Raw genomic sequence first — 22780 nt, 5'->3', positions numbered from 1 at the left:
ATGGCAGTCAGCGCCAATCGACTTGAATTGCTGCAGATCGCCGACGCCGTTGCGCGCGAGAAATCGATCGACCGCGGCATCGTCATTGCCGCGATGGAGGACGCCATCGCGAAGGCGGCGCGCGCCCGCTACGGCAGCGAGACCGACGTTCATGCCGAGATCGATCCCAAGAAGGGCGAACTCCGGCTGTCGCGCCACATGCTGGTCGTCGACAAGGTCGAAAATCATTCCAACCAGATTTCACTGGTCGACGCGCAGCGCGCCAATCCCGGGGCCCAGGTCGGCGACACCATCGCCGATACGCTGCCGCCGCTGGAATATGGCCGTATCGCCGCGCAGTCGGCCAAGCAGGTCATCGTGCAGAAAGTGCGCGAGGCCGAGCGAGACCGGCAGTACCAGGAATTCAAGGACCGCATCGGCGACATCGTCAACGGCGTCGTCAAGCGTGTCGAATATGGCAGCGTGATCGTCGATCTCGGCCGCGGCGAAGCCATCATCCGCCGCGACGAGATGCTGCCGCGCGAGGTGTTCCGCAACGGCGACCGCGTCCGCGCCTATATCTTCGACGTGCGCCGCGAGACTCGCGGGCCGCAGATCTTCCTCTCCCGCACCCATCCGCAGTTCATGGCAAAGCTGTTCGCGCAGGAAGTGCCGGAAATCTATGACGGCATCGTCGAGATCAAGGCGGTGGCCCGCGATCCCGGCTCGCGCGCGAAAATCGGCGTGATTTCCCGCGATTCCTCGGTCGATCCGGTCGGCGCCTGCGTCGGCATGCGCGGCTCGCGCGTGCAGGCAGTGGTGAACGAATTGCAGGGCGAGAAGATCGACATCATCCCCTGGTCGCCCGACATCGCGACCTTCGTGGTCAACGCGCTGGCGCCGGCCGAAGTGTCCAAGGTCGTCATCGACGAGGACCGCGAGCGCATCGAGGTCGTGGTGCCCGACACCAACAACCAGCTTTCGCTGGCGATCGGCCGCCGCGGCCAGAACGTCCGCCTCGCCTCGCAGCTCACCGGCTGGGACATCGACATCCTGACCGAGCAGGAGGAATCCGAGCGCCGCCAGGCCGACTTCGAGAACTCCACCCGCGTCTTCATGGAATCGCTCAATGTCGACGAGGTGGTCGGTCAATTGCTGGCATCCGAAGGCTTCACCTCGGTCGAGGAACTGGCGATGGTCGACGTCAAGGAACTCGCCGGCATCGAAGGTTTCGACGAGGAGACCGCGCAGGAGCTGCAGAACCGCGCGCGCGAATATCTCGAGCAGCAGGAAGCCGAGCTCGAGGCCAGGCGCAAGGAACTCGGCGTCGAGGATGCGGTTAAGGACGTGCCCGGCGTCACCTCGAAGATGCTGGTGAAGTTCGGCGAGAACGACATCAAGACGGTCGACGACCTCGCCGGCTGCGCCACCGACGATCTGGTCGGCTGGACCGAGCGCAAGGAAGGCGGCGAGCAGACCAAGTTCAAGGGCGCGCTCGACGGCATCGACATCTCCCGCGACGATGCCGAGGCGATGATCATGCAGGCACGCGTCAAGGCCGGCTGGATCACCGAGGCGGACCTCGCCAAGCCCGCTGAAGACGCCGAGGCGTCCGAACAGCAGCCGGCTTAAGGGCGATCAGGAGATGTCGCCCGGATGCTTGCCAGCACTGACCCCGAACTCGACCATGGACCGCGGACCGAAAGGTCCGCGACCATGCGCATGTGCGTGGTCAGCCGAAAGGTCCGGCCGATCGACGAGCTGATCCGCTTCGTCGTTTCACCCCAGGGCGATATTGTTCCCGACCTCAAGCGCAAGCTGCCTGGCCGGGGCATGTGGATATCGGCCTCGCGACAAGCAGTTGCGGAAGCCGTCCACCGTCACCATTTCAGCAAGGCCTTCAGGCGCGATTTGCGCGTCCCGCCAACGCTTCCCTCTGACACGGAAACGCTGCTGGTTCGGAGTGTGACCGAGGCGCTGGCGATTGCCACCAAGGCAGGTCAGGTCCTGGCCGGCTTCGGCAAGGTCGAGACCGCCCTGAAAGAGGGAGCGGTTGCGGTCCTGATCCACGCCAGTGACGGAGCCCAGGACGGAATCCGCAAATTGGACGGGTTGGCGCGGCAAAACGAGCGGAATCGCGACGAGAAGCTGCAAATTCCCGTCGTCACCGCATTGAAATCGGCAGAATTGGATTTGGCACTAGGCAGGTCAAATGTGATACATGCTGCGCTGCTCGCGGGCCCGGCGAGCAGGACATTTTTGTCACGTAGCCAGATGCTGGTCCGATACCGGATGGCGGACGATGACGGGACTGCCGAAAAGCGCGGCCAGGATTTCTGAAGACAGAACGACGACCGGTATGACAGTGCGGCAACGCACAATGACAACAAGATCAGGATTAGGACTGCTGAATGGTTGATACCAAGACCCCTGGCGACAAGAAGCTGAGCGTTCCGAGCAAGACGCTGACGCTCAAGCCGCGCGTCGAAACGGGCACCGTGCGCCAGAGCTTCAGCCATGGCCGCAGCAAGCAGGTTGTGGTCGAGAAGCGCGGCAAGCGCCGGATCGGGGACACCGGTCCCGAGCCGCACACCCCGGAGGTTGCGAAGCCGGCCCCGGCCGCACCCCCTCCTGCGGCCCGCCCGGCTCCGCCCCCTGCCCCGCCGCGCAACGCCAATTCCGGCGTGGTGCTGCGCACCCTGACCGAGGACGAACGTTCCGCCCGCGCCAGCGCGCTGGCCGATGCCAAGCTGCGCGAGGTCGAAGAGCGCCGTCAGGCCGAGGAAGAAGCCCAGCGCCGCGCCATTCGCGAAAGCGCCGAGCGTGCCGAGCGCGAGGCCGCTGAAGCGCGCCGCAAGGCCGAGGACGAGCGTCATCGCCACGAGGACGAAGCCAAGCGGAAGGCCGAGATCGAGGCCAAGAAGCGTTTTGGCGAAGGCGAGCAGCCGCAATCTCCCGCGCGTACCGCGACGGCGGCACCGGCCGCTCCTGCGCCGCGGCCCGGGACCACCACTGCGCGGCCGACGGCCTCCGCGGCCCGGCCCGCAACGACCACACAGCGGCCGGCCGGCCCGGCGGGTCGCGCCCCCGCAGTCGCGGCCGGACCGGACGAGGACGAGGGTCCGCGCCAGATCCGTCGCGGTCCTGGCGGCGCCGCACGTCCCGTGGCGGCCCCCAAGACCACCCACAAGCCCGGCCCGCAGAAGGAGCGCGGCCGCCTGACCGTCGTCACCGCGCTCAATGCCGACGAGGTGCGCGAGCGCTCGATCGCCTCGTTCCGCCGCCGCACTCAGCGCCTGAAGGGCCATGCCTCGAACGAACCGAAGGAAAAGCTGATCCGCGAGGTGACGATCCCGGAGGCGATCACGATCCAGGAACTCGCGAATCGCATGTCCGAGCGCGCGGTCGACGTCATCCGCATGCTGATGAAGCAGGGCGCGATGCACAAGATCACCGACGTGATCGACGCCGACACCGCTCAGCTCATCGCCGAAGAGCTTGGCCACACCGTGAAGCGTGTTGCGGCCTCCGACGTCGAAGAAGGCCTGTTCGACGTCGTCGACGATTCCACCGACACCGAGCCGCGTTCGCCGGTCGTGACCGTGATGGGTCACGTCGACCACGGCAAGACCTCGCTGCTCGACGCGCTCCGTCACGCCAATGTGGTCTCGGGCGAAGCCGGCGGCATCACCCAACACATCGGCGCCTATCAGGTGTCTTCGCCCGAAACCGGCAAGAAGATCACCTTCATCGACACGCCCGGCCACGCCGCGTTCACCGCGATGCGCGCCCGCGGCGCCAAGGTCACCGACATCGTCGTGCTGGTGGTCGCGGCCGATGACGGCGTGATGCCGCAGACGGTCGAGGCCATCAATCACGCCAAGGCGGCGGGCGTACCGATCATTGTTGCGATCAACAAGATCGACAAGCCCGACGCCAAGCCCGAGCGCGTGCGCACCGAACTGCTCCAGCACGAGGTTCAGGTCGAATCCTTCGGCGGCGAAGTGGTCGACGTCGAGGTGTCCGCCAAGAACAAGACCAATCTCGACAAGCTCCTGGAGATGATCGCGCTGCAGGCCGAAATCCTCGACCTGAAGACCAATTCGGAGCGTCCGGCCGAAGGCACCGTGATCGAGGCCAAGCTCGACCGCGGCCGTGGTCCGGTCGCCACCGTGCTGGTCCAGCGCGGCACGCTTCGTGTCGGCGACATCATCGTCGCCGGCGCCGAGATGGGCCGCGTCCGCGCGCTGATCTCGGATCAGGGCGAGACCGTGCAGGAAGCCGGCCCCTCCGTGCCGGTCGAGGTGCTCGGCTTCAATGGCCCGCCTGAGGCAGGCGATCGTCTCGCGGTCGTCGAGAACGAAGCCCGTGCCCGCCAGATCACCAGCTACCGCGCGCACCAGAAGCGCGAGAACGCGGCAGCCTCGATCTCCGGCATGCGCGGCTCACTCGAGCAGATGATGTCGCAGTTGAAGACCGCGGGCCGCAAGGAGTTCCCGCTGATTGTCAAGGCCGACGTGCAGGGCTCGCTGGAAGCGATCCTCGGCTCGCTCGAGAAGCTCGGCACCGAGGAAGTCGCAGCCCGCATCCTGCATGCCGGCGTCGGCGGCATCTCGGAGTCCGACGTCACGCTCGCGGAAGGCTTCAACGCAGCGATCATCGGATTCAGCGTTCGCGCCAACAAGGAGGCGGCCGCGGCCGCCAAGCGCAACGGCATCGAGATCCGCTACTACAACATCATCTACGACCTCGTGGATGACGTGAAGAAGGCGATGAGCGGCCTGCTCGCACCGACCCTGCGCGAAACCATGCTGGGCAATGCCGAGATCCTGGAGATCTTCAACATCTCCAAGGTCGGCAAGGTCGCCGGTTGCCGCGTCACCGACGGCACCGTGGAACGCGGCGCCAATGTGCGCCTGATCCGCGACAACGTCGTCGTGCACGAAGGCAAGCTGTCGACGCTGAAGCGCTTCAAGGACGAAGTGAAGGAAGTCCAGTCTGGTCAGGAATGCGGCATGGCGTTCGAGAACTACCACGACATGCGTGCCGGTGACGTGATCGAGTGTTATCGAGTGGAGACGATCCAGCGCTCCCTGTAAGTCCAAATCTTACCGAAGCGACCGGATCCTTTTGAACTGAAATTGCGAGAGCGCGATGGCCGGATTCATTCCGGCCATCGATGTCTCGTTCGTTTCGACGTGACAAATGACAATGCCGGTGTCCCATCACGGGCATGACGAGGTGATTTTCCAGACAATGCCCCGCCACCATCAGAAAAAGAGCTCCGCGCCTGGCGGCTCGCAGCGGCAGCTGCGCGTCGGCGAGCAGGTTCGCCACGCGATGGCCGAGATTCTGGCGCAAGGCAATGTGCATGATGCGGATCTCGAAGGTCACATCATCACCGTGCCGGAGGTACGGATGTCGCCGGATCTGAAGCTCGCGACCATCTACGTGATGCCGCTTGGCGGTCGCGACACCGAGCGCGTGATTGCCGCGCTCGATCGCAACAAGAAATTCCTGCGCGGCGAAGTCGCGCGGCGCGTTAACCTGAAATTTGCACCTGACATTCGCTTCCGCGTCGACGAGCGATTCGACGAAGCGGAACGGATCGAGAAATTATTGCGAACGCCTGCGGTGCAAAAAGACTTGGACAAGGATCCGGAACAGAATCCGGATTCGGATCGGGAAGAAGAACAATGATGATGGACCCGGCTCACGGTGCAATCGGCACCGAAGACGCTGACTCGGGCGACGTGCAGAAAAATAATTTAGCCGAGCTGCGCAGCGACGCCACGCCGCATGCGCAGGAGCGCCGCGTCAACAACGATCCGCGCGCCAAGCAGCAGAAGAACAATCAGCCGCGCCGCGACCGGCGCGACGTGCACGGCTGGGTCGTGCTCGACAAGCCGATCGGGATGACCTCGACGCAGGCCGTCGCCGTGCTCAAGCGTCTGTTCAACGCCAAGCGCGCCGGCCACGCCGGCACGCTGGATCCGCTCGCCTCCGGCGGCCTGCCGATCGCACTCGGCGAGGCCACCAAGACCGTCCCCTTCGTGATGGACGGCCGCAAGCGCTACCGCTTCACCGTCTGCTGGGGGGAAGAGCGCGATACCGACGATATCGAGGGCCGGGCGACCGCCAGCTCCGACCAGCGTCCGACTCGGGAAGCCATCCTGGCGCTGCTGCCCCGGTTCACCGGCGTGATCGAGCAGGTCCCGCCGCGCTATTCCGCGATCAAGGTCCAGGGCGAGCGCGCCTACGACCTGGCACGCGACGGCGAGGTCGTGGAGCTGGCACCCCGCCCGGTCGAGATTCACCATTTATCCCTTGTCGATCAACCAGATAGCGATCGAGCGGTATTCGAGGCCGAATGCGGCAAGGGAACCTATGTCCGCGCCCTGGCCCGAGATATGGGCCGGATTCTCGGCACTTTCGGCCATATCTGCGCGCTGCGGCGGACCCTGGTCGGCCCGTTTGGCGAGAACGACATGATTCCGCTGGATCAGTTGGAGGCTTTGTGCCATAGAGCCGCGTCCGGCGAGGGCAGCCTCGCCGACGCGCTTTTGCCCGTTGAGACCGCGCTGGACGACATCCCGGCACTGGCCGTCACTCGGGCTGATGCGGCAAGGCTCCATCGGGGCCAAGCCGTTTTGTTGCGCGGACGGGATGCGCCCACTTGTAGCGGCACAGTCTATGTCACGGTGGCAGGCCGTCTTTTGGCGCTTGCTGAAGTTGGCAATGGCGAAATCATCCCCAAGCGTGTGTTCAACCTGACCGGCCTGACTGCCAGCACCGGTCGCAACGAGAGAAATTGACGATGTCGATTGCCGCAGAACGCAAAGCGGAAGTCATCAAGACGAATGCCACCAAGGCCGGCGACACCGGCTCGCCCGAGGTCCAGGTCGCGATCCTTTCGGAACGCATCAACAACCTCACGAACCATTTCAAGACCCACGTGAAGGACAATCATTCGCGCCGCGGCCTCTTGAAGCTCGTGTCGACGCGCCGTTCGCTCCTCGATTACCTGAAGAAGAAGGACGAGGCGCGGTACAAGGCGCTGCTCGAGAAGCATAACATTCGTCGTTAAGAGCTCTTGCGCGCGCCACCGGCGCGCGTTTCTGCGCGTGGTTTCGAACGAAAGCACTTTTTTCAAGGTTTTTGATCGAGGCTCACGCGCATGTCGGGTGCGGGCCAATACCGATTCGCATCCGGGCATGATGGTCGAAGGCCGCGATACGGCGTTCGCGCTCGTGCCGACTGACCAGTCCAGCAGCAATCCGGCGGCTGGGCGCAACGGGCAAGGCGCCCGTATGACCCGAAAGGATGGACGCCATCCGAAATCCAAAAACCATGGCAGGATCGCAGGACGCTGATCACCCGCTTCGATCAGCGTCCCGCAATCTTGCGCATGGTTTTTGTTTTTCGACGCGTCTCCTCTTTCGAGAACCCATGAAAGAAGACATCTATGTTCAATAAGCATTCAGTCGAGATCGACTGGGGCGGACGCCCTCTTAAGCTTGAAACCGGCAAGGTCGCACGCCAGGCCGACGGCGCCGTCCTCGCGACCTACGGCGAGACCGTGGTGCTCGCCACCGTCGTCGCCGCGAAGGCGCCGCGCGAAGGCGTCGACTTCCTGCCGCTGACGGTCGACTACCAGGAGAAGGCCTATGCCGCGGGCCGCATTCCCGGCGGCTATTTCAAGCGCGAGGGCCGTCCGACCGAGAAGGAGACGCTGGTCTCCCGCCTGATCGACCGCCCGATCCGTCCGCTGTTCGTCGACGGCTGGCGCAACGAGACCCAGGTGATTGCCACCGTGCTGTCGCACGACATGGAGAACGACCCCGATATCGTCGCGCTGGTGGCATCGTCCGCTGCGCTGACCCTGTCCGGCGCTCCGTTCAAGGGCCCGATCGGTGCTGCGCGCGTCGGCTTCGCCAATGACGAGTTCATCCTCAACCCGACGCTCGACGAGATGGTCGAGACCCAGCTCGATCTCGTGGTCGCCGGCACCGCCGACGCCGTGCTGATGGTGGAATCGGAGGCCAAGGAGCTCAACGAAGACATCATGCTCGGCGCCGTGATGTTCGGCCACCGCCACTTCCAGCCGGTGATCAACGCGATCATCGAGCTCGCCGAGAAGGCCGCCAAGGAGCCGCGCGAAGTCACCGTCATCGACAATTCGGCGCTCGAAAAGGAAATGCTCGGCCTCGTCGAGCAGGAGCTGCGCGCCGCTTACGCCATTCCCGTCAAGCAGGATCGCTACGCCGCGGTCGGCAAGGTCAAGGAAAAGGTGATCGCCCATTACTTCCCTGAAGGGCAGGAGCCGAAGTACGACAAGCTGCGCGTCGCGGGCGTGTTCAAGGAGCTTGAGGCCAAGATCGTTCGCTGGAACATCCTGGACACCGGCAAGCGCATCGATGGTCGCGACTCCAAGACGGTCCGCAACATCGTCGCCGAAGTCGGCGTGCTGCCCCGCGCCCACGGCTCGGCGCTGTTCACCCGCGGCGAGACCCAGGCGATGGTCGTGACCACGCTCGGCACCGGCGAGGACGAGCAGTACATCGACGCGCTGTCGGGAACGTACAAGGAGACGTTCCTGCTGCACTACAACTTCCCGCCCTACTCGGTCGGTGAGACCGGCCGTCTCGGCGGCACCAAGCGTCGCGAGATCGGCCATGGCAAGCTCGCCTGGCGCGCGATCCATCCCGTGCTGCCGCCGCACCACGAATTCCCCTACACCACGCGCGTGGTGTCGGAGATCACCGAGTCCAATGGCTCCTCGTCGATGGCGTCGGTCTGCGGCGCCTCGCTCGCGCTGATGGACGCCGGCGTGCCGTTGAAGCGGCCGACCGCGGGCATCGCGATGGGCCTGATCCTCGAAGACAAGCGCTTCGCGGTTCTCTCGGACATTCTCGGTGACGAGGACCATCTCGGCGACATGGACTTCAAGGTCGCCGGCACGGAAGCGGGCATCACCTCGCTCCAGATGGACATCAAGATCGAGGGTATCACCGAGGAGATCATGCGTGTCGCCCTTGGCCAGGCCAAGGAAGGCCGCATCCACATCCTTGGCGAGATGGCGAAGGCCCTGACCGCGGCCCGCGCCGAGCTCGGCGAATACGCGCCGCGCATCGAGACCTTCAAGATCCCGACCGACAAGATCCGCGAAGTGATCGGCACCGGCGGCAAGGTGATCCGCGAGATCGTCGAGAAGACCGGCGCCAAGGTCAACATCGAGGACGACGGCACCGTGAAGGTCGCCTCCAGCGACGGCGAGGCGATGAAGGCTGCGATCAAGTGGATCAAGTCGATCGCGTCCGAGCCCGAAGTCGGCCAGATCTATGACGGCACCGTCGTCAAGGTGATGGAGTTCGGAGCCTTCGTGAACTTCTTCGGTTCCAAGGACGGCCTCGTCCACATCAGCCAGCTCGCGGCCAGCCGCGTGCAGAAGACCACCGACGTCGTCAAGGAAGGCGACAAGGTCAAGGTCAAGCTGCTCGGCTTCGACGACCGCGGCAAGACGCGCCTGTCGATGAAGGCCGTCGACCAGCAGACCGGCGAGGACCTCGAGGCCAAGCAGAAGGCCGCTGAGGGCCAGCAGGCTCCGCGCGAAGCGGCCGGCGAGTAAGCTCTCGGCACATCAGAAACGCGAAGGGCGGCCGAAAGGCCGCCCTTTTTGTTTGTGTTCGTCTTGGGCGACATGCGCTCCCTCTCCCGCTTGCGGGAGAGGGCTGGGGAGAGGGTCTCTCCCCAAGCGAGAGCCCCCGTGTGGAGCGAGCCCTCATCCGACGCTTCGCGTCGACCTCTCCCGCAAGTGGGAGAGGTGAACAGCAACTGCTACTCAGACCAGATCGAAGCGATCGGCGTTCATCACCTTGGTCCAGGCGGCCACGAAGTCCTTGGCGAACTTCTGCTTCGAATCCCCGCTCGCGTAGACTTCCGCGAATGCGCGGAGCTGCGAGTGCGAGCCGAAGATCAGGTCGGCGCGGGTCGCGGTCCACTTGACCGCATTGGTCTTGCGGTCACGCCCCTCATACGCGCCGTTGGCGGCCGGCGCCCACTGCGTGCTCATGTCGAGCAGGTTGACGAAGAAATCGTTGGTCAACGTCCCCGGCTTCTCCGTGAAGACGCCGTTCTTCGAGCCACCTGCGTTGGCGCCGAGCACGCGCAGACCGCCGACGAGAGCCGTCAGCTCGGGCGCAGTGAGCCCCAACAGCTGCGCCCGGTCCACCAGGGCTTCCTCCTGCCTCAGGAACTGATGCTTGCCGCCGACGTAGTTGCGGAAGCCGTCAGCCCGCGGCTCGAGCGGCGCGAAGGACGGAACGTCCGTCTGCTCCTGCGAGGCATCCGTGCGGCCCGGCGTGAACGGCACCTTCACGTCGACGCCGGCGTCCTTCGCAGCCTTTTCGACCGCGGCGCCACCGCCGAGGACGATGAGATCGGCAAGCGAGATCTTCTTCTTGCCTGCGCCAAACTCCTTCTGGATCGCCTCGAGCTTGCCGAGCACCTTGGAGAGCTGGGCCGGCTGGTTGACCTCCCAATCCTTCTGCGGAGCAAGGCGGATGCGCGCGCCATTGGCGCCGCCGCGCTTGTCGGAGCCGCGGAATGTCGAGGCCGATGCCCAGGCCGTCGAGACCAGCTCGGACACCGAGAGGCCGGAAGCCAGGATCTTCGTCTTCAGCCCCGCGACGTCCTGCTCGCTGACGAGCTCATGATCGACGGCCGGAATTGGATCCTGCCAGATCAACGTCTCCTTCGGCACCAGCGGGCCGAGATAGCGCGCGATCGGGCCCATGTCGCGGTGGGTAAGCTTGAACCAGGCGCGGGCAAAGGCGTCCGCGAACTGATCCGGGTTCTCCAGGAAGCGCCGCGAGATCTTCTCATAGGCCGGATCGAAACGCAGCGAGAGATCAGTCGTGAGCATGGTCGGCACATGCTTCTTGGACTTGTCGAACGCGTCCGGAATGACCGCCTCAGTGCTCTTGGCCTTCCACTGCTGCGCGCCGGCCGGGCTCTTGGTCAGCTCCCATTCGTGACCGAACAGGTTCTCGAAGAAGTAGTTGCTCCACTTCGTCGGCGTCTGCGTCCAGGTGACTTCCGGGCCGCCGGTGATCGCGTCAGCGCCGATGCCCGTACCGTGCTTGCTCTTCCACCCGAGGCCCTGATCCTCCAGCGCACCGGCTTCCGGCTCCGGCCCGACGAGGGACGGGTCGCCTGCACCGTGCGTCTTGCCGAAGGTGTGGCCGCCGGCGATCAGCGCGACGGTCTCCTCGTCATTCATCGCCATGCGGAAGAACGTCTCACGGATGTCGTTGGCGGCCGCGACCGGATCCGGCTTGCCGTTCGGCCCCTCGGGATTGACGTAGATGAGGCCCATCTGCACCGCGCCGAGCGGTTCGGCGAGCTGGCGCTCGCCGCTGTAGCGTTCATCGCCCAGCCACGTGCCTTCGGGACCCCAATACAATTCCTCAGGCTCCCAGACGTCGGCGCGGCCACCCGCAAAACCGAACGTCTTGAAGCCCATCGATTCCAGCGCGACGTTGCCGGCGAGGACCATCAGGTCGGCCCACGAGATCTTGCGGCCGTACTTCTGCTTGATCGGCCAGAGCAGCCGGCGAGCCTTGTCGAGATTGGCGTTATCGGGCCAGCTATTCAGCGGCGCGAAGCGCTGCTGACCAGCACCTGCGCCACCGCGACCGTCGGTGATGCGGTAGGTGCCCGCGCTGTGCCAGGCCATGCGGATCATCAGGCCACCATAGTGACCGAAGTCGGCCGGCCACCACTCCTGAGAGTTGGTCATCAGGGCATGCAGGTCCTTGACGACCGCATTCAGGTCGAGCGTCTTGAATTCCTTGGCATAGTCGAAGTCCTTGCCCATCGGATCCGACAGATCGGAATTCCGGTGCAGGACCTGGACATCCAGTTGATTCGGCCACCACTCGCGGTTCGAGGGTGCGGGTTTTCCGCCCGTGAACGGGCATTTTGCTTGATCGTCCATGAATACCTCCTCTGGTGGCGTCGAACTTCGCCATGACCCAGGTCAAACGACTCTAGGCGCTGCCTCTTATCAGGTAAAGTTGACTTTAATGATCGCTGCGATAGGATTTTCTGATGATCAATCTGACGCTGCGGCAGCTCCGATATTTCGATGCGCTGGCGCGTCTCGGCCACTTCGGGCGCGCGGCGGAAGCCTGCTCGATCTCGCAGCCGGCGCTGTCGATGCAGATCAAGGAAATGGAAGAGACGCTCGGCGGCCTGCTGCTCGAACGCAGCGCGCGCCAGGTCGCACTCACGCGCTTCGGCGAGGAACTCGCCCAGCGCGTCCGCGAAATCCTGCGCTCGGTCGATGAGCTCGGCGATTTCGCGCGCGCCTCGCGCGACCGCTTCGCCGGCCGCCTGCGCATCGGCATGATCCCGACGATCGCGCCCTATCTGCTGCCGACGATCACCAAGAACCTCACGCGCCTGCATCCGGAGCTCGACATCCGCGTCCGCGAGACGATGACACCCAAGCTGATCCAGGAGCTGACCGAAGGCCGGCTCGACACGGCGATCGTCGCCCTGCCGGTCTCGGAAGCCTCGCTGACGGAAGTCGCGCTGTTCGAGGAAAAGTTTCTGCTGGTGCGGCCGGGCACGGATGAGGGAACTCCGGTGCCCTCACGCGAGATGATGCGTGAGATGCGCCTGCTGCTGCTGGAGGAGGGGCATTGTTTCCGCGACCAGGCGCTGTCGTTCTGCAACATGCAATCGGCCCCGCCGCGCGAGATGCTGGATGCGAATTCGCTGTCGACGCTGGTTCAGATGGTCAGCGCCGGCATCGGCGTGACCTTGATCCCGGAAATGGCCCTGCCGGTCGAGACGCGGTCGGCCTCCGTGTCGGTCGCGCGCTTCGCCGATCCGCAGCCCTCGCGCACCATCGGCATGGTCTGGCGCAGGACCAGCCCCCTGGCGCGGCAGCTCCTGCAAATCTCCGAAGTGGTGTGCCTGTCGGCCGGCAAGGTGCGCGCACGGCATGCGGCGAGCACCATACCGCGCAGTGCCAGGGCCTGATCGACGCGGCAGATCATCCCCATGTCCACTCCGGTCATCCGTCCCGCCGAGCCGCACGAATACGACGAGATCGCCCGTGTCTGGATGGAGAGCTGGGTCTCGACCGGCCTGGCGGAGGCGAGCAATTTCCTGCTCGCGAACCTGCGCGCGCGGGTGCGACGCGAGATCGAGGGTGGCTGGAGCCTCTTTGTCGCCGATGATGACGGTGCGATCGCCGCCATGCTGGCGCTGCATCTGCCGAACCTCTATCTCGACCAGCTCTTCGTCGCACCGCGCTATCAGGGACGCTCGCTCGGCCATCAGTTGCTCGCGTTCACGCGAACGCAGTTGCCGGACGAAATCGTCCTGCGTTGCGTGCGCGAGAACGAAAAGGCCTGGCGCTGGTACGAGCGCGAGGGCTTTGTGTTCGAGAAGGAGGAGGTCGCGACGGCAACGGGCTTCATGATGAAGTGCTATCGGTGGCGCAGAAAGAAGGGCGTCGATCGATTGCCAGGTAGTGTCTCAGTTTGAAATCAAGGCCTGCCTGCGATAGCCTCGCGATGCTCGCGACGGGAGAGCAACGTGCCGAGGTTCAAGCTTCATTCTCCGGGCGCTTGGGGTGAAAAGAACGCCAGAGACTACAGCTATTCGATGGTGCTGGAGACCGATGGCCGGGTCGAGTTATCCGGCCAGGGCGGCTGGCATCCTGATACGCTCGATTTCCCGGTCGACGTTCCGATTGAGGCAGAGATCAATCGAGCCTTCGATAATGTGGCCTTCATGCTGAATGAGGTCGGGCTTGATTGGGCAAACGTCGCTCACGTCAACTCATACCATACGCCGGAACCGGACGGGACGATCCTTGCAGCTACAGCGGAGATGGCGCGGCAGTTTCGCCTTCGCATGCCCAATCATAAGCCGATCTGGACGTGCCTAGGCGTCGCGGTGCTTGGCGACCCTAAGATGCACGTCGAAATCCGCGTCACGGCCTTTAGAGAGTGACGGCAACGCGCTTTTGGTAGGGGCCGCGCTTTCCAGGCTTCAGCGCAAGAGCGTCCATCTTCTCGCAGAGATCGACCATCGACCGAAGCGTCTGCGACATGCGCGCGGCCATCGCGGGCTCATTTTCAGCGCCTTGTGCATTTCGATGACGTTGCATCAAACTGTTTGGAAAGGGAGAATTGACCAACACCTTGCGTGAAACATGCATCGTCACCCGAGCCGTAGCGACTTGCCAAGCAGCACAAGACGCGCGATGCACGAGGAAAATCGCGTCCCGATGAAAGGTCCGCTCCCATGATCAAGCTCTATTGGTCGCCCCGCTCGCGCTCCTTCTCCGCGCTCTGGCTGATGGAGGAAACCGGCCTGCCCTATGAGCGCGTGCTGACCGACATCACGACGGGCGCGCAGAAGGCGCCGGAGTATTTGAAGATCAATCCGATGGGCAAGGTGCCGGCCCTGGTCGACGGCGACGCTGCGCTCGGCGAGGCGGCCGCGATCTGCGCCTATGTCGCCGATCGCTACCCGGAGACGAAGCTCGCGCCTGCGCCAACCGATCCGCGTCGCGCGCGATATCTGCAATGGCTGTTCTTCGGGCCAGGCTGCATCGAGCCCGGGTTGATCCAGATCTTCACCAAGCTCGAGGTACCCACCTTCACGGCCGCCTGGGGCAGCGCGACGCAGGTATTCGACGTCCTCGACGCCGCGCTGGCCAAGGGACCATGGATCCTCGGCGACGAGTTCACGGCCGCCGACATCGTGATCGGCTCGGGGCTGAACTTTGCGGTGCGGATGTTCAAGATGGTGCCGCCGCGCCCCAGTTTCGACGCCTACATCGCCCGCTGCGTGGCCCGGCCGGCGTTCCAGCGCGCCGAGAAGATCGCGGCGGGTTGAGAGATCAAGGGTGGGCAAAGGCACATTCGCGCCGTGCCCATCACGTTTCCGCGATGGTGACAGAAGTGGTGGGCACGTCGCTTGCGCTCCTTTGCCCACCCTACAGAGCCTTCGCTTATTCCAGCGTCTTCAAATCTTCCGGCTTCGGCATCAGGATGATGTTGTAGCCGGAATCGACATAGTGCACCTCGCCGGTGACGCCGCCTGACAGCTCCGACAGCAGATACAGCGCCGAGCCGCCGAGCTCATCGAGCGTCACGCCGCGGCCGAGCGGCGAATGCTTTTGCTGGAATGCGAACATCGCGCGGGCCTCACCAATGCCGGAGCCGGCGAGCGTGCGCACCGGCCCTGCCGAGATCGCGTTGACGCGGATGCCGCGCGGGCCAAAATCGGCGGCGAGATAACGTACCGAGGCTTCCAGCGCCGCCTTGGCGACACCCATGACGTTGTAGTTCGGCATCGCGCGCATCGAGGCGCCGAAGGTCAGCGTGATCATCGAGCCCCCCGCCGGCATCATGTCGGCGGCGCGCTTGGCGATTTCCGTGAAAGAGAAGCAGGAAATCACCATGGTACGCGAAAAGTTCTCGCGGCTGGTGTCGGCGTAGCGGCCCTTCAACTCGTTCTTGTCGGCAAAGCCGATCGCGTGGATCACGAAATCGAGCTGCCCCCATTTCGCGCGCAACGCCGCGAACAGCGCATCGACACTGGCGATGTCCTCGACGTCGCAAGGCAGCACGGTGTCGACACCGAGCGACTCCGCCAGCGGCCTGACCCGCTTGCCCTGCGCGTCGCCCTGGAAGGTGAAGGCGAGCTCGGCGCCGTGGGCGCGCAGCGTCTTGGCCATGCCCCAGGCGATCGAGTGATCATTGGCGATGCCCATGATCAGACCGCGCTTGCCTTTCATTAGTCCCTGCATTGCAGCCGTCGCTCCCATTTTTCGACGTCATCGCCCGCGCAGGCGGGCGATCCAGTATTCCAGAGACGGTCGTGATAAATAGAGAGGCCGCGGCGTACTGGATGCCCCGCCTCCGCGGGGCATGACCGACTCAAATCATTGCGCATCGAGCCGGCTGAACACCAGCGTGGCATTGGTGCCGCCGAAGCCGAACGAGTTCGACAGCACGGTGCCGATCTTGGCGTTGTCGATGCGCTTGCGCACGATCGGCATGTCGGCGAACACCGGGTCGAGCTCCTGGATGTGTGCGCTCTCGCAGATGAAGCCGTTGTTCATCATGAGAAGCGAATAGATCGCTTCCTGCACGCCGGTCGCACCCAGCGAATGGCCGGTGAGTGCCTTGGTGGCGGAGATCGGCGGGCACTTCTCGCCGACGCCGAACACTTTCCGGATCGCCTCGATCTCCGGCGGGTCGCCCGCCGGCGTCGAGGTAGCGTGCGGATTGATGTAGTCGACCTTGGTCTTCACGGTCGACATTGCCATGCGCATGCAGCGCTCGGCGCCTTCACCCGACGGCGCGACCATGTCGTAACCATCCGATGTCGCGCCATAGCCGACGATCTCGCCATAGATGCGCGCGCCGCGCGCCTTGGCGTGCTCGAGCTCTTCCAGCACCAGCACACCGGCGCCGCCTGCGATGACGAAGCCGTCGCGATTGACGTCATAGGGACGCGAGGCGGTGGCAGGCGTGTCGTTGTATTTCGAGGACATCGCGCCCATGGCGTCGAACAGCACCGACAGCGACCAGTCCAGTTCCTCGCAACCGCCGGCGAAGATGATGTCCTGCTTGCCGATCTGGATCGTCTCATAGGCATTGCCGACGCAATGGTTCGACGTCGCGCAGGCCGACGAGATCGAATAGTTCACGCCCTTGATCTTGAACCAGGTCGCGAGCGTCGCAGAGGCTGTGGACGACATCGCCTTCGGCACAGCGAACGGTCCGACGCGCTTCGGTCCCTTGGAGCGGGTGACGTCGGCGGATTCGACGATGGTGCGGGCCGACGGACCGCCGGAACCCATGATGATGCCGGTGCGGATGTTGGAGACTTCGTCAGGCCCGAGACCGGAATCCTGGATCGCCTGCTCCATCGCGATGTGATTCCATGCCGCACCCTGGCCAAGGAAGCGCATCGCGCGCCGGTCGATTACCGTCGCGGGATCGAGCGTCGGCTCACCCTGCACCTGCGAACGGAAGCCGAGCTCGGCATATTTTTCTGCCCGCGAGATGCCTGACTTCGCCTCGTGAAGGCTCGCAAGCACTTCCTGGGTGTTGTTTCCGATGGACGAGACAATGCCCATCCCGGTGACCACAACCCGCCTCATGACAGCCTCGCCCTAATCGTTGTCGTCTTTAAAGTGATACGCTTTGCTTCAGCCAAGACTCTTGGTTCAACCAAGACTCTCGCTTCAACCAAAGCTCTTGGTTCAACCAAGGTTCGTGCCCTGCTTGAACAGGCCGACCTTCAGATCCTTTGCGCGATAGATAATCGTGTCGTCGACCGAAAGCCACCCATCGGCAATGCCCAGCACCAGCTTTGAGCGCATCACACGCTTGATATCGACCTGGTACACGACCTTGCGGGCTTCGGGCAGCACCTGGCCGCCGAACTTCAACTCGCTGAGGCCCAGTGCGCGGCCGCGGCCCTCGCCGCCGACCCAGCCGAGGTAGAATCCGACCATCTGCCAGAGCGCGTCGAGGCCAAGGCAGCCCGGCATCACCGGGTCGTTCTTGAAATGGCAGCCGAAGAACCAGAGGTCCGACTTGACGTCGAGCTCGGCCCGCACCAGTCCCTTGCCGTATTCACCACCGGTATCGGAAATGTCCGTGATGCGGTCGAACATCAGCATCGGCGGCAGCGGCAATTGGGCGTTGCCTGGGCCGAACATCTCGCCGCGGGCACAAGCCAGCAAATCCTCGTATTCGTAACCGTTGCGCCTGTTCAGCATCCCGGAGCCTCTGTTCAAATCCCGAAGGGGCAGTTTTGGCGAAAATGGCCCCGTTTCTCGATGAAAGGAGCGCCATTGACCATTGTCAGGCACAAAAACCGCGCGGCCGAATCGACCGCGGGCCAAGCCTCATTGGGCCCGGCTGCGCCAAAACTGGCTAAGCGGGACCGCGCGCTCTCTATCATAGGCCCTCCTGGCGTCAAAGCGCCCATTACAGGGTAGAATGATCGCATCTCGTCCCGGTTCCGGGCCGACTTAGAACCGCTCTAGTTGCGAGAAACTTGCATCTGCATCTATCCGTCCATATATTCGAGGACAATAGTGTTCTTCCTCGCGTGCCCTGAAATCGGAAATGAGCGATAACGCCCCGAACCACCACGACGAAACCGCCCATTCCGCGTCCCTCCACTCCGGACGCCAGCCGGCCTTGACCGGCTGCCCGTGGCACGACGTCAACGAAATGCTCCAGGCTGCCGGGCTTCGCCCAACGCGCCAGCGCATGGCGCTGGGCTGGCTGCTGTTCGGCAAGGGTGCCCGGCACCTGACCGCCGAAATGCTCTACGAGGAAGCGACGCTGGCCAAGGTTCCGGTGTCGCTGGCCACCGTCTACAACACCCTGAACCAGCTCACCGATGCCGGTCTGCTGCGCCAGGTCAGCGTCGATGGCACCAAGACCTATTTCGACACCAACGTCACCACGCACCACCACTATTATCTCGAGAACAGCCACGAGCTCGTCGACATTCCCGACCCACATCTGGCGCTGTCGAAGATGCCCGACGTGCCCGAGGGCTACGAGATCGCGCGCATCGACATGGTCGTGCGTCTGCGCAAGAAGCGCTGAGGCTTTCCTAGGTGTTCAGTTTGATCGTCATGGCCGGGCTCGTCCCGGCCATCCACGTTCTAGGCTAAGCAAGAAAGTGCGTGGATGCCGGGGACAGGCCCGGGCATGACGTTGGGGCAACAGGTTGTCCTCTCGCGTCAGTTCACCAGCTCGTCGGCGTAGACGCCCCAGAGCCGTTCCTGCTGGATCCAGCCGTCAAAACCGTTGCCCATGACGTGGCACCAACCCGTGGTGCATTTCTTGACCTGGGCAACAACGCCGGCCTGGAGCTTTGCGGCGATCGCGCTCTCGGTGTCGGCGCGATCATAGATCGGCGCGAGATCGTCCTTGTGCTTCATGGTGACGACGGCGGTGCGTCGGCCCGACAGCAATGAATGATAGACCCAGCCCTCGGCACCTTCGGAATCGCGAACCCGGCGCCAGTTCTCGAATTCGGCGGTGATTTCGACCGGGAGACCCGCGCGGGTGTAAACCCAGGCCACATCGTTGTCCTTGGTCGGGCCGGCGCGGACATTCACATGGTCGGATTTGAGGCTGACATAGCGGGGCACAGGAAGGCCGCTCGCGGTCTGAACCGCGTCCTTGGCCGAATGTCCGGGGCTGACCGAAGCGCTCAGCCAACCCAAGACGAGCACCACCAGCGACCAAAAACGCCCCAACGCCATCACGACCCGTCTCCTGCCGGAACCCCGCCGCAAGCGAGCCGAATTCCGAGAAATCACTTCCAAACCCACGCCGCATGCCCCTCTCCCCGCCCCACGCGGGTCCTTCCTTCCGCTGCCGTGGTTCTTGTCTTGGCCCGGCCATCTGCTAGAGAGGACGAACGTCTAACAAACCAGTTTGGCCCGATTTTCCGGCCGGAAATGTCGGGAGAGCTTGAAGGAAACGCCGGGGACGATGCGGCAGCGCCAGTGTCGAACAACCGGGTTAATGAGGTCTGAACGGTAAGCCTTTGACGACAGAGGCGGCCAGCGAAGCCTCATGAGAGCAGGACATGTCGGTCAAGAAAAAACCCCTCGTCGTCGTGACACGCAAGCTGCCGGACTCCATCGAGACGCGCATGCGCGAATTGTTCGACGCCCGGATCAATCTTGACGACACCCCGATGTCGCGGGAGCAGATCGCGGAAGCCGCGCGCACGGCCGACGTGCTGGTTCCGACCGTGACCGATCATATCAACGCCGACATCATCAACCAGCCCGACTGCAAGCTTCGTTTGATCGCGAATTTCGGCAACGGTGTCGACAATATCGACGTCGAGGCGGCGCATGCGCGCGGCATCACCGTCACCAACACGCCGAAGGTTTTGACCGAGGACACCGCCGACATGACCATGGCGCTGATCCTCGCGGTGCCGCGTCGGCTGATCGAGGGCGCCTCGGTGCTCACCGAAGGAAAACCTTGGGCGGGCTGGTCGCCGACCTGGATGCTCGGCCACCGCATTGGCGGCAAGCGGCTCGGCATCATCGGCATGGGCCGCATCGGCCAGGCCGTGGCACGCCGTGCCCGCGCCTTCGGCCTGCAGATCCACTATCACAACCGCCGGCCCGTCGCGCCGAAGATCGCCGACGAGCTGGGCGCGACCTATTGGGAAAGCCTCGACCAGATGCTGGCGCGGATGGACATCATCTCGGTGAACTGTCCGCACACGCCGGCCACTTATCATCTGCTCTCGGCGCGGCGGCTGAAGCTGATCCGAAAAGAGGCCTACATCGTCAACACCGCGCGCGGCGAGGTGACCGACGAGGACACGCTGATCAAGCTGATCGAAGCCGGCGAGATCGGCGGCGCCGGCCTCGACGTCTACGAGCATGAGCCCGCGGTCAACCCGAAGCTGGTGCGGCTCGCCAAGGCCGGCAAGGTGACGCTGCTGCCGCATATGGGCTCGGCCACGATCGAAGGCCGCGTCGAGATGGGCGAGAAGGTGATCATCAACATCCGCACCTTCCTCGACGCCCACAAGCCTCCGGATCGCGTGCTGCCGAGCATGCTCTGAGGCTTATTGTTTAAGCATGATCTCCGCGCAAACGCGTTCCGCGTTTGTCGCGAGGGAAAACCGCTGCACACTTTTCCGGATCATGCTTCACCCGCGCCGCTTTTCTCGTTTGCGCCACTCTGCAGCGAAGTCGATGAAGGCACGCAACGCCGGCGGAACTTGCCGCCGGCTTGGATAGTACAGGAACGGTCCGGGAAACGGCTCGCACCAATCCTCCAGCACGCTCACCAGCGCCCCAGATTCGACGTGCTCACGGACATACCCATCGAACGTCGCCCAAAAACCCACGCCGTCGCGTGCGGCGCGCATCGCAAGTCCCAGATAGGTCGCAATCAGCTTGGCGGGAGGATCGACCTTCACCACATGACCGTTCTTCTCGAACTCCAAATCGAGCATCGCGCCACTGCCGAAGCGCGTGCGGATGCAGTCATGGTCGAGCAGATCCTTGGGATGCTTTGGCCGGCCGCGGCGCGCGACATAGTCGGCTGAAGCGACGACCGCGTAGCGCTGCGGCCTGCCAAGTTGGACCGCAACCATGTCCTGCGCCAGGTGCTCGCCATAGCGCACACCGGCATCAAAGCCTCCGCTGACGATATCGACGAACGAGCTTTCGGCGACAATGTCGAGCTCGACCTGCGGATACGCCCGCAGGAACGGCCCGACCATTTCGGCGAGCACGAGATCGATCGCCGGCGGCGGCGCATTGATGCGCAGGCGGCCCGACGCGACTTCGCGGAGGCTGCGCACCTGATCCAGGGCATCGCCGACGTCGCGCAGCGCCGGCGCGACGCGTGACAGCAAGAGCTCGCCCGCCTCGGTCAAGGCAACGCTGCGGGTGGTGCGGTTCATCAGGCGAACGCCGAGGCGCTCCTCGAGGTCGCGCAGGCGCTGGCTGAGGCTCGAGACCGAGACATGCTGCTCCACCGCCGCCCGCCGAAAATTGCGGGTGCGGGCCACCGCCACGAAGGCGTCGAGATCGCGCAGGTCAGGCTCGCTCATTGTTCGATATAGTGAACAAGCTTTTCCATATTGTCCAGCTTATCGGCGCAATCGAACCGGCGCATATCTGCCGCATCGCAAGCGGCACAATCGGCCGCGGCACCCGCGAGGAGAGAGCCATCATGGAACAGCGCAAACTCGGTTCAACCGGCCCCACCGTCTCTGCCATCGGTCTCGGCTGCATGGGCATGTCGGACTTTTACGGTCCCGCCGACCGCGGCGAGAGCATCGCCACGATCCACGCCGCACTCGATGCCGGCATCACACTGCTCGACACCAGCGACTTCTACGGCATGGGACACAATGAGATGCTCGTTGGCGAGGCGCTCCAGGGGCGCAATCGCGACCGGCTGCAGATCAGCGTCAAGTTCGGTGCGCTGCGCGATCCGAACAAGGGTTTTCTTGGCTATGACAGCCGGCCCGCGGCGATCAAGAACTTCGTCGCCTATTCGCTCCAGCGTCTGCGCGTCGACCACATCGACATCTACCGGCCGGCGCGGCTCGATCCGTCCGTGCCGATCGAGGAGACGATTGGCGCGATGGCCGACATGATCAAGGCCGGCTGGATCCGCCATATCGGCCTGTCCGAGGTCGGCTCCGACACCATCCGCCGCGCGCACGCTATACACCCGATCGTCGACCTCCAGATCGAATATTCGCTGGTGTCACGTGGTATCGAGAGCGACATCCTGAAGACGTGCCGTGAGCTCGGCATTGCCGTCACCGCCTATGGCGTGCTGTCGCGCGGCCTGATCAGCGGCCATTGGTCGAAGGACCGCGCAAACGACAAAGACTTTCGGCGCATGAGCCCGCGCTTCCAGGCGGAAAATCTCGACTCCAATCTCGCACTGGTGGACATGTTGCGCGGGGTTGCCGAACAGATCGGTGCCACGCCTGCGCAGGTTGCGATCGCCTGGGTGGCAGCGCAAGGCGCCGACATCGTGCCGCTGGTCGGAGCAAGGCGGCGAGAGCGACTGACCGAAGCGCTCGGCGCGCTGACGGTGAAGCTGACGCCGGAGCATCTCGCGACGCTGGCAAAGGCCTTCCCGCCAGGCATCGCCGCAGGTGAGCGCTATCCTGAATCGCAGCTCGTGCACATGGACAGCGAGCGGCCGCTCGCGCGCTGAGTAGCGCCACC

The 22780-nt window shown here is 64.1% G+C and carries 21 protein-coding genes; 14 read left to right on the top strand and 7 right to left on the bottom strand.

Features of this window, described 5'->3' with window-relative positions:
- The 7 genes from nusA to pnp all read left to right on the top strand — a co-directional run bounded on the left by nusA (nucleotide 1) and on the right by pnp (nucleotide 9607).
- A complete protein-coding gene (gene nusA, locus SO140_RS06295; RefSeq protein ID WP_449377699.1) occupies nucleotides 1–1611 on the top strand; it encodes a transcription termination factor NusA in 1611 nt (536 codons plus the stop codon).
- A 24-nt stretch (nucleotides 1612–1635) separates the two neighbouring features.
- Nucleotides 1636–2319, top strand: coding sequence for an RNA-binding protein (locus SO140_RS06290; protein WP_449377700.1), 684 nt, complete (start codon nucleotides 1636–1638; stop codon nucleotides 2317–2319).
- 71 nt (nucleotides 2320–2390) lie between these two features.
- A complete protein-coding gene (gene infB, locus SO140_RS06285; protein WP_498542385.1) occupies nucleotides 2391–5078 on the top strand; it encodes a translation initiation factor IF-2 in 2688 nt (895 codons plus the stop codon).
- A 157-nt stretch (nucleotides 5079–5235) separates the two neighbouring features.
- Complete coding sequence (gene rbfA, locus SO140_RS06280) at nucleotides 5236–5679, top strand: 30S ribosome-binding factor RbfA (RefSeq protein ID WP_449381562.1); 444 nt, start codon at nucleotides 5236–5238, stop codon at nucleotides 5677–5679.
- Entirely contained in the window at nucleotides 5676–6794 is a 1119-nt protein-coding gene (truB, locus tag SO140_RS06275) for a tRNA pseudouridine(55) synthase TruB (RefSeq protein WP_449381558.1), read from the top strand. The genes rbfA and truB overlap by 4 nt, the downstream gene beginning before the upstream one ends.
- A gap of 2 nt (nucleotides 6795–6796) precedes the next feature.
- Nucleotides 6797–7066 carry a 30S ribosomal protein S15 gene (gene rpsO, locus SO140_RS06270; RefSeq protein WP_008540131.1) on the top strand — a complete coding sequence of 90 codons (270 nt, stop codon included), beginning with the start codon at nucleotides 6797–6799 and terminating at the stop codon, nucleotides 7064–7066.
- Between the two features lie 378 nt (nucleotides 7067–7444).
- On the top strand, nucleotides 7445–9607 hold the full coding sequence (pnp, locus tag SO140_RS06265; RefSeq protein WP_449381557.1) for a polyribonucleotide nucleotidyltransferase: 2163 nt from the start codon (nucleotides 7445–7447) through the stop codon (nucleotides 9605–9607).
- Nucleotides 9608–9820: 213 nt separating this feature from the next.
- Here pnp and katG read toward each other — a convergent pair whose 3' ends face one another.
- Nucleotides 9821–11977 carry a catalase/peroxidase HPI gene (gene katG, locus SO140_RS06260; RefSeq protein ID WP_449381556.1) on the bottom strand — a complete coding sequence of 719 codons (2157 nt, stop codon included), beginning with the start codon at nucleotides 11975–11977 and terminating at the stop codon, nucleotides 9821–9823.
- 113 nt (nucleotides 11978–12090) lie between these two features.
- Here katG and SO140_RS06255 point away from each other — a divergent pair, with 113 nt between their 5' ends.
- The 3 genes from SO140_RS06255 to SO140_RS06245 are packed head-to-tail and all read left to right on the top strand — an operon-like array spanning nucleotide 12091 to nucleotide 14010.
- Nucleotides 12091–13029, top strand: a complete 939-nt coding sequence (locus SO140_RS06255; protein ID WP_449381555.1) for a hydrogen peroxide-inducible genes activator — start codon at nucleotides 12091–12093, stop codon at nucleotides 13027–13029.
- Between the two features lie 21 nt (nucleotides 13030–13050).
- Entirely contained in the window at nucleotides 13051–13539 is a 489-nt protein-coding gene (locus tag SO140_RS06250; RefSeq protein WP_449381554.1) for a GNAT family N-acetyltransferase, read from the top strand.
- 51 nt (nucleotides 13540–13590) lie between these two features.
- Complete coding sequence (locus SO140_RS06245) at nucleotides 13591–14010, top strand: Rid family hydrolase (RefSeq protein ID WP_449381553.1); 420 nt, start codon at nucleotides 13591–13593, stop codon at nucleotides 14008–14010.
- Here the strand turns inward: SO140_RS06245 and SO140_RS06240 are convergent.
- Entirely contained in the window at nucleotides 14000–14122 is a 123-nt protein-coding gene (locus SO140_RS06240; protein ID WP_449381552.1) for a hypothetical protein, read from the bottom strand. The two genes, SO140_RS06245 and SO140_RS06240, sit on opposite strands and share 11 nt — an antisense overlap.
- A 182-nt stretch (nucleotides 14123–14304) precedes the next feature.
- Here SO140_RS06240 and SO140_RS06235 point away from each other — a divergent pair, with 182 nt between their 5' ends.
- Nucleotides 14305–14901: a glutathione S-transferase family protein gene (locus tag SO140_RS06235; RefSeq protein WP_449381551.1), complete on the top strand. Its 597-nt coding sequence runs from the start codon at nucleotides 14305–14307 to the stop codon at nucleotides 14899–14901.
- 115 nt (nucleotides 14902–15016) lie between these two features.
- Here SO140_RS06235 and fabI read toward each other — a convergent pair whose 3' ends face one another.
- The 3 genes from fabI to fabA all read right to left on the bottom strand — a co-directional run bounded on the left by fabI (nucleotide 15017) and on the right by fabA (nucleotide 17803).
- Nucleotides 15017–15817, bottom strand: coding sequence for an enoyl-ACP reductase FabI (gene fabI, locus SO140_RS06230; protein WP_449381550.1), 801 nt, complete (start codon nucleotides 15815–15817; stop codon nucleotides 15017–15019).
- 135 nt (nucleotides 15818–15952) lie between these two features.
- Entirely contained in the window at nucleotides 15953–17179 is a 1227-nt protein-coding gene (gene fabB, locus SO140_RS06225; protein WP_449381549.1) for a beta-ketoacyl-ACP synthase I, read from the bottom strand.
- A 102-nt stretch (nucleotides 17180–17281) separates the two neighbouring features.
- Nucleotides 17282–17803 carry a bifunctional 3-hydroxydecanoyl-ACP dehydratase/trans-2-decenoyl-ACP isomerase gene (fabA, locus tag SO140_RS06220; RefSeq protein WP_449381548.1) on the bottom strand — a complete coding sequence of 174 codons (522 nt, stop codon included), beginning with the start codon at nucleotides 17801–17803 and terminating at the stop codon, nucleotides 17282–17284.
- A 352-nt stretch (nucleotides 17804–18155) separates the two neighbouring features.
- Between fabA and irrA the strand changes: the two genes are divergently transcribed.
- Complete coding sequence (gene irrA / locus SO140_RS06215; protein ID WP_449381547.1) at nucleotides 18156–18647, top strand: iron response transcriptional regulator IrrA; 492 nt, start codon at nucleotides 18156–18158, stop codon at nucleotides 18645–18647.
- 137 nt (nucleotides 18648–18784) lie between these two features.
- On the opposite strand, the gene SO140_RS06210 is transcribed toward irrA, so the two are convergent.
- Nucleotides 18785–19312, bottom strand: a complete 528-nt coding sequence (locus tag SO140_RS06210; protein ID WP_449381561.1) for an SH3 domain-containing protein — start codon at nucleotides 19310–19312, stop codon at nucleotides 18785–18787.
- 329 nt (nucleotides 19313–19641) lie between these two features.
- On the opposite strand from SO140_RS06210, the gene SO140_RS06205 reads away from it, so the two are divergent.
- Complete coding sequence (locus tag SO140_RS06205) at nucleotides 19642–20643, top strand: 2-hydroxyacid dehydrogenase (RefSeq protein ID WP_449381546.1); 1002 nt, start codon at nucleotides 19642–19644, stop codon at nucleotides 20641–20643.
- 87 nt (nucleotides 20644–20730) lie between these two features.
- On the opposite strand, the gene SO140_RS06200 is transcribed toward SO140_RS06205, so the two are convergent.
- Entirely contained in the window at nucleotides 20731–21642 is a 912-nt protein-coding gene (locus tag SO140_RS06200) for a LysR family transcriptional regulator (protein ID WP_449381545.1), read from the bottom strand.
- A 122-nt stretch (nucleotides 21643–21764) separates the two neighbouring features.
- Between SO140_RS06200 and SO140_RS06195 the strand changes: the two genes are divergently transcribed.
- On the top strand, nucleotides 21765–22769 hold the full coding sequence (locus tag SO140_RS06195; protein WP_449381544.1) for an aldo/keto reductase: 1005 nt from the start codon (nucleotides 21765–21767) through the stop codon (nucleotides 22767–22769).
- The last annotated feature ends 11 nt before the right edge of the window (nucleotides 22770–22780 follow it).

It is taken from the genome of Bradyrhizobium sp. UFLA05-108, assembly GCF_059803455.1.
This window is presented reverse-complemented; position numbering and strand designations above follow the sequence as displayed.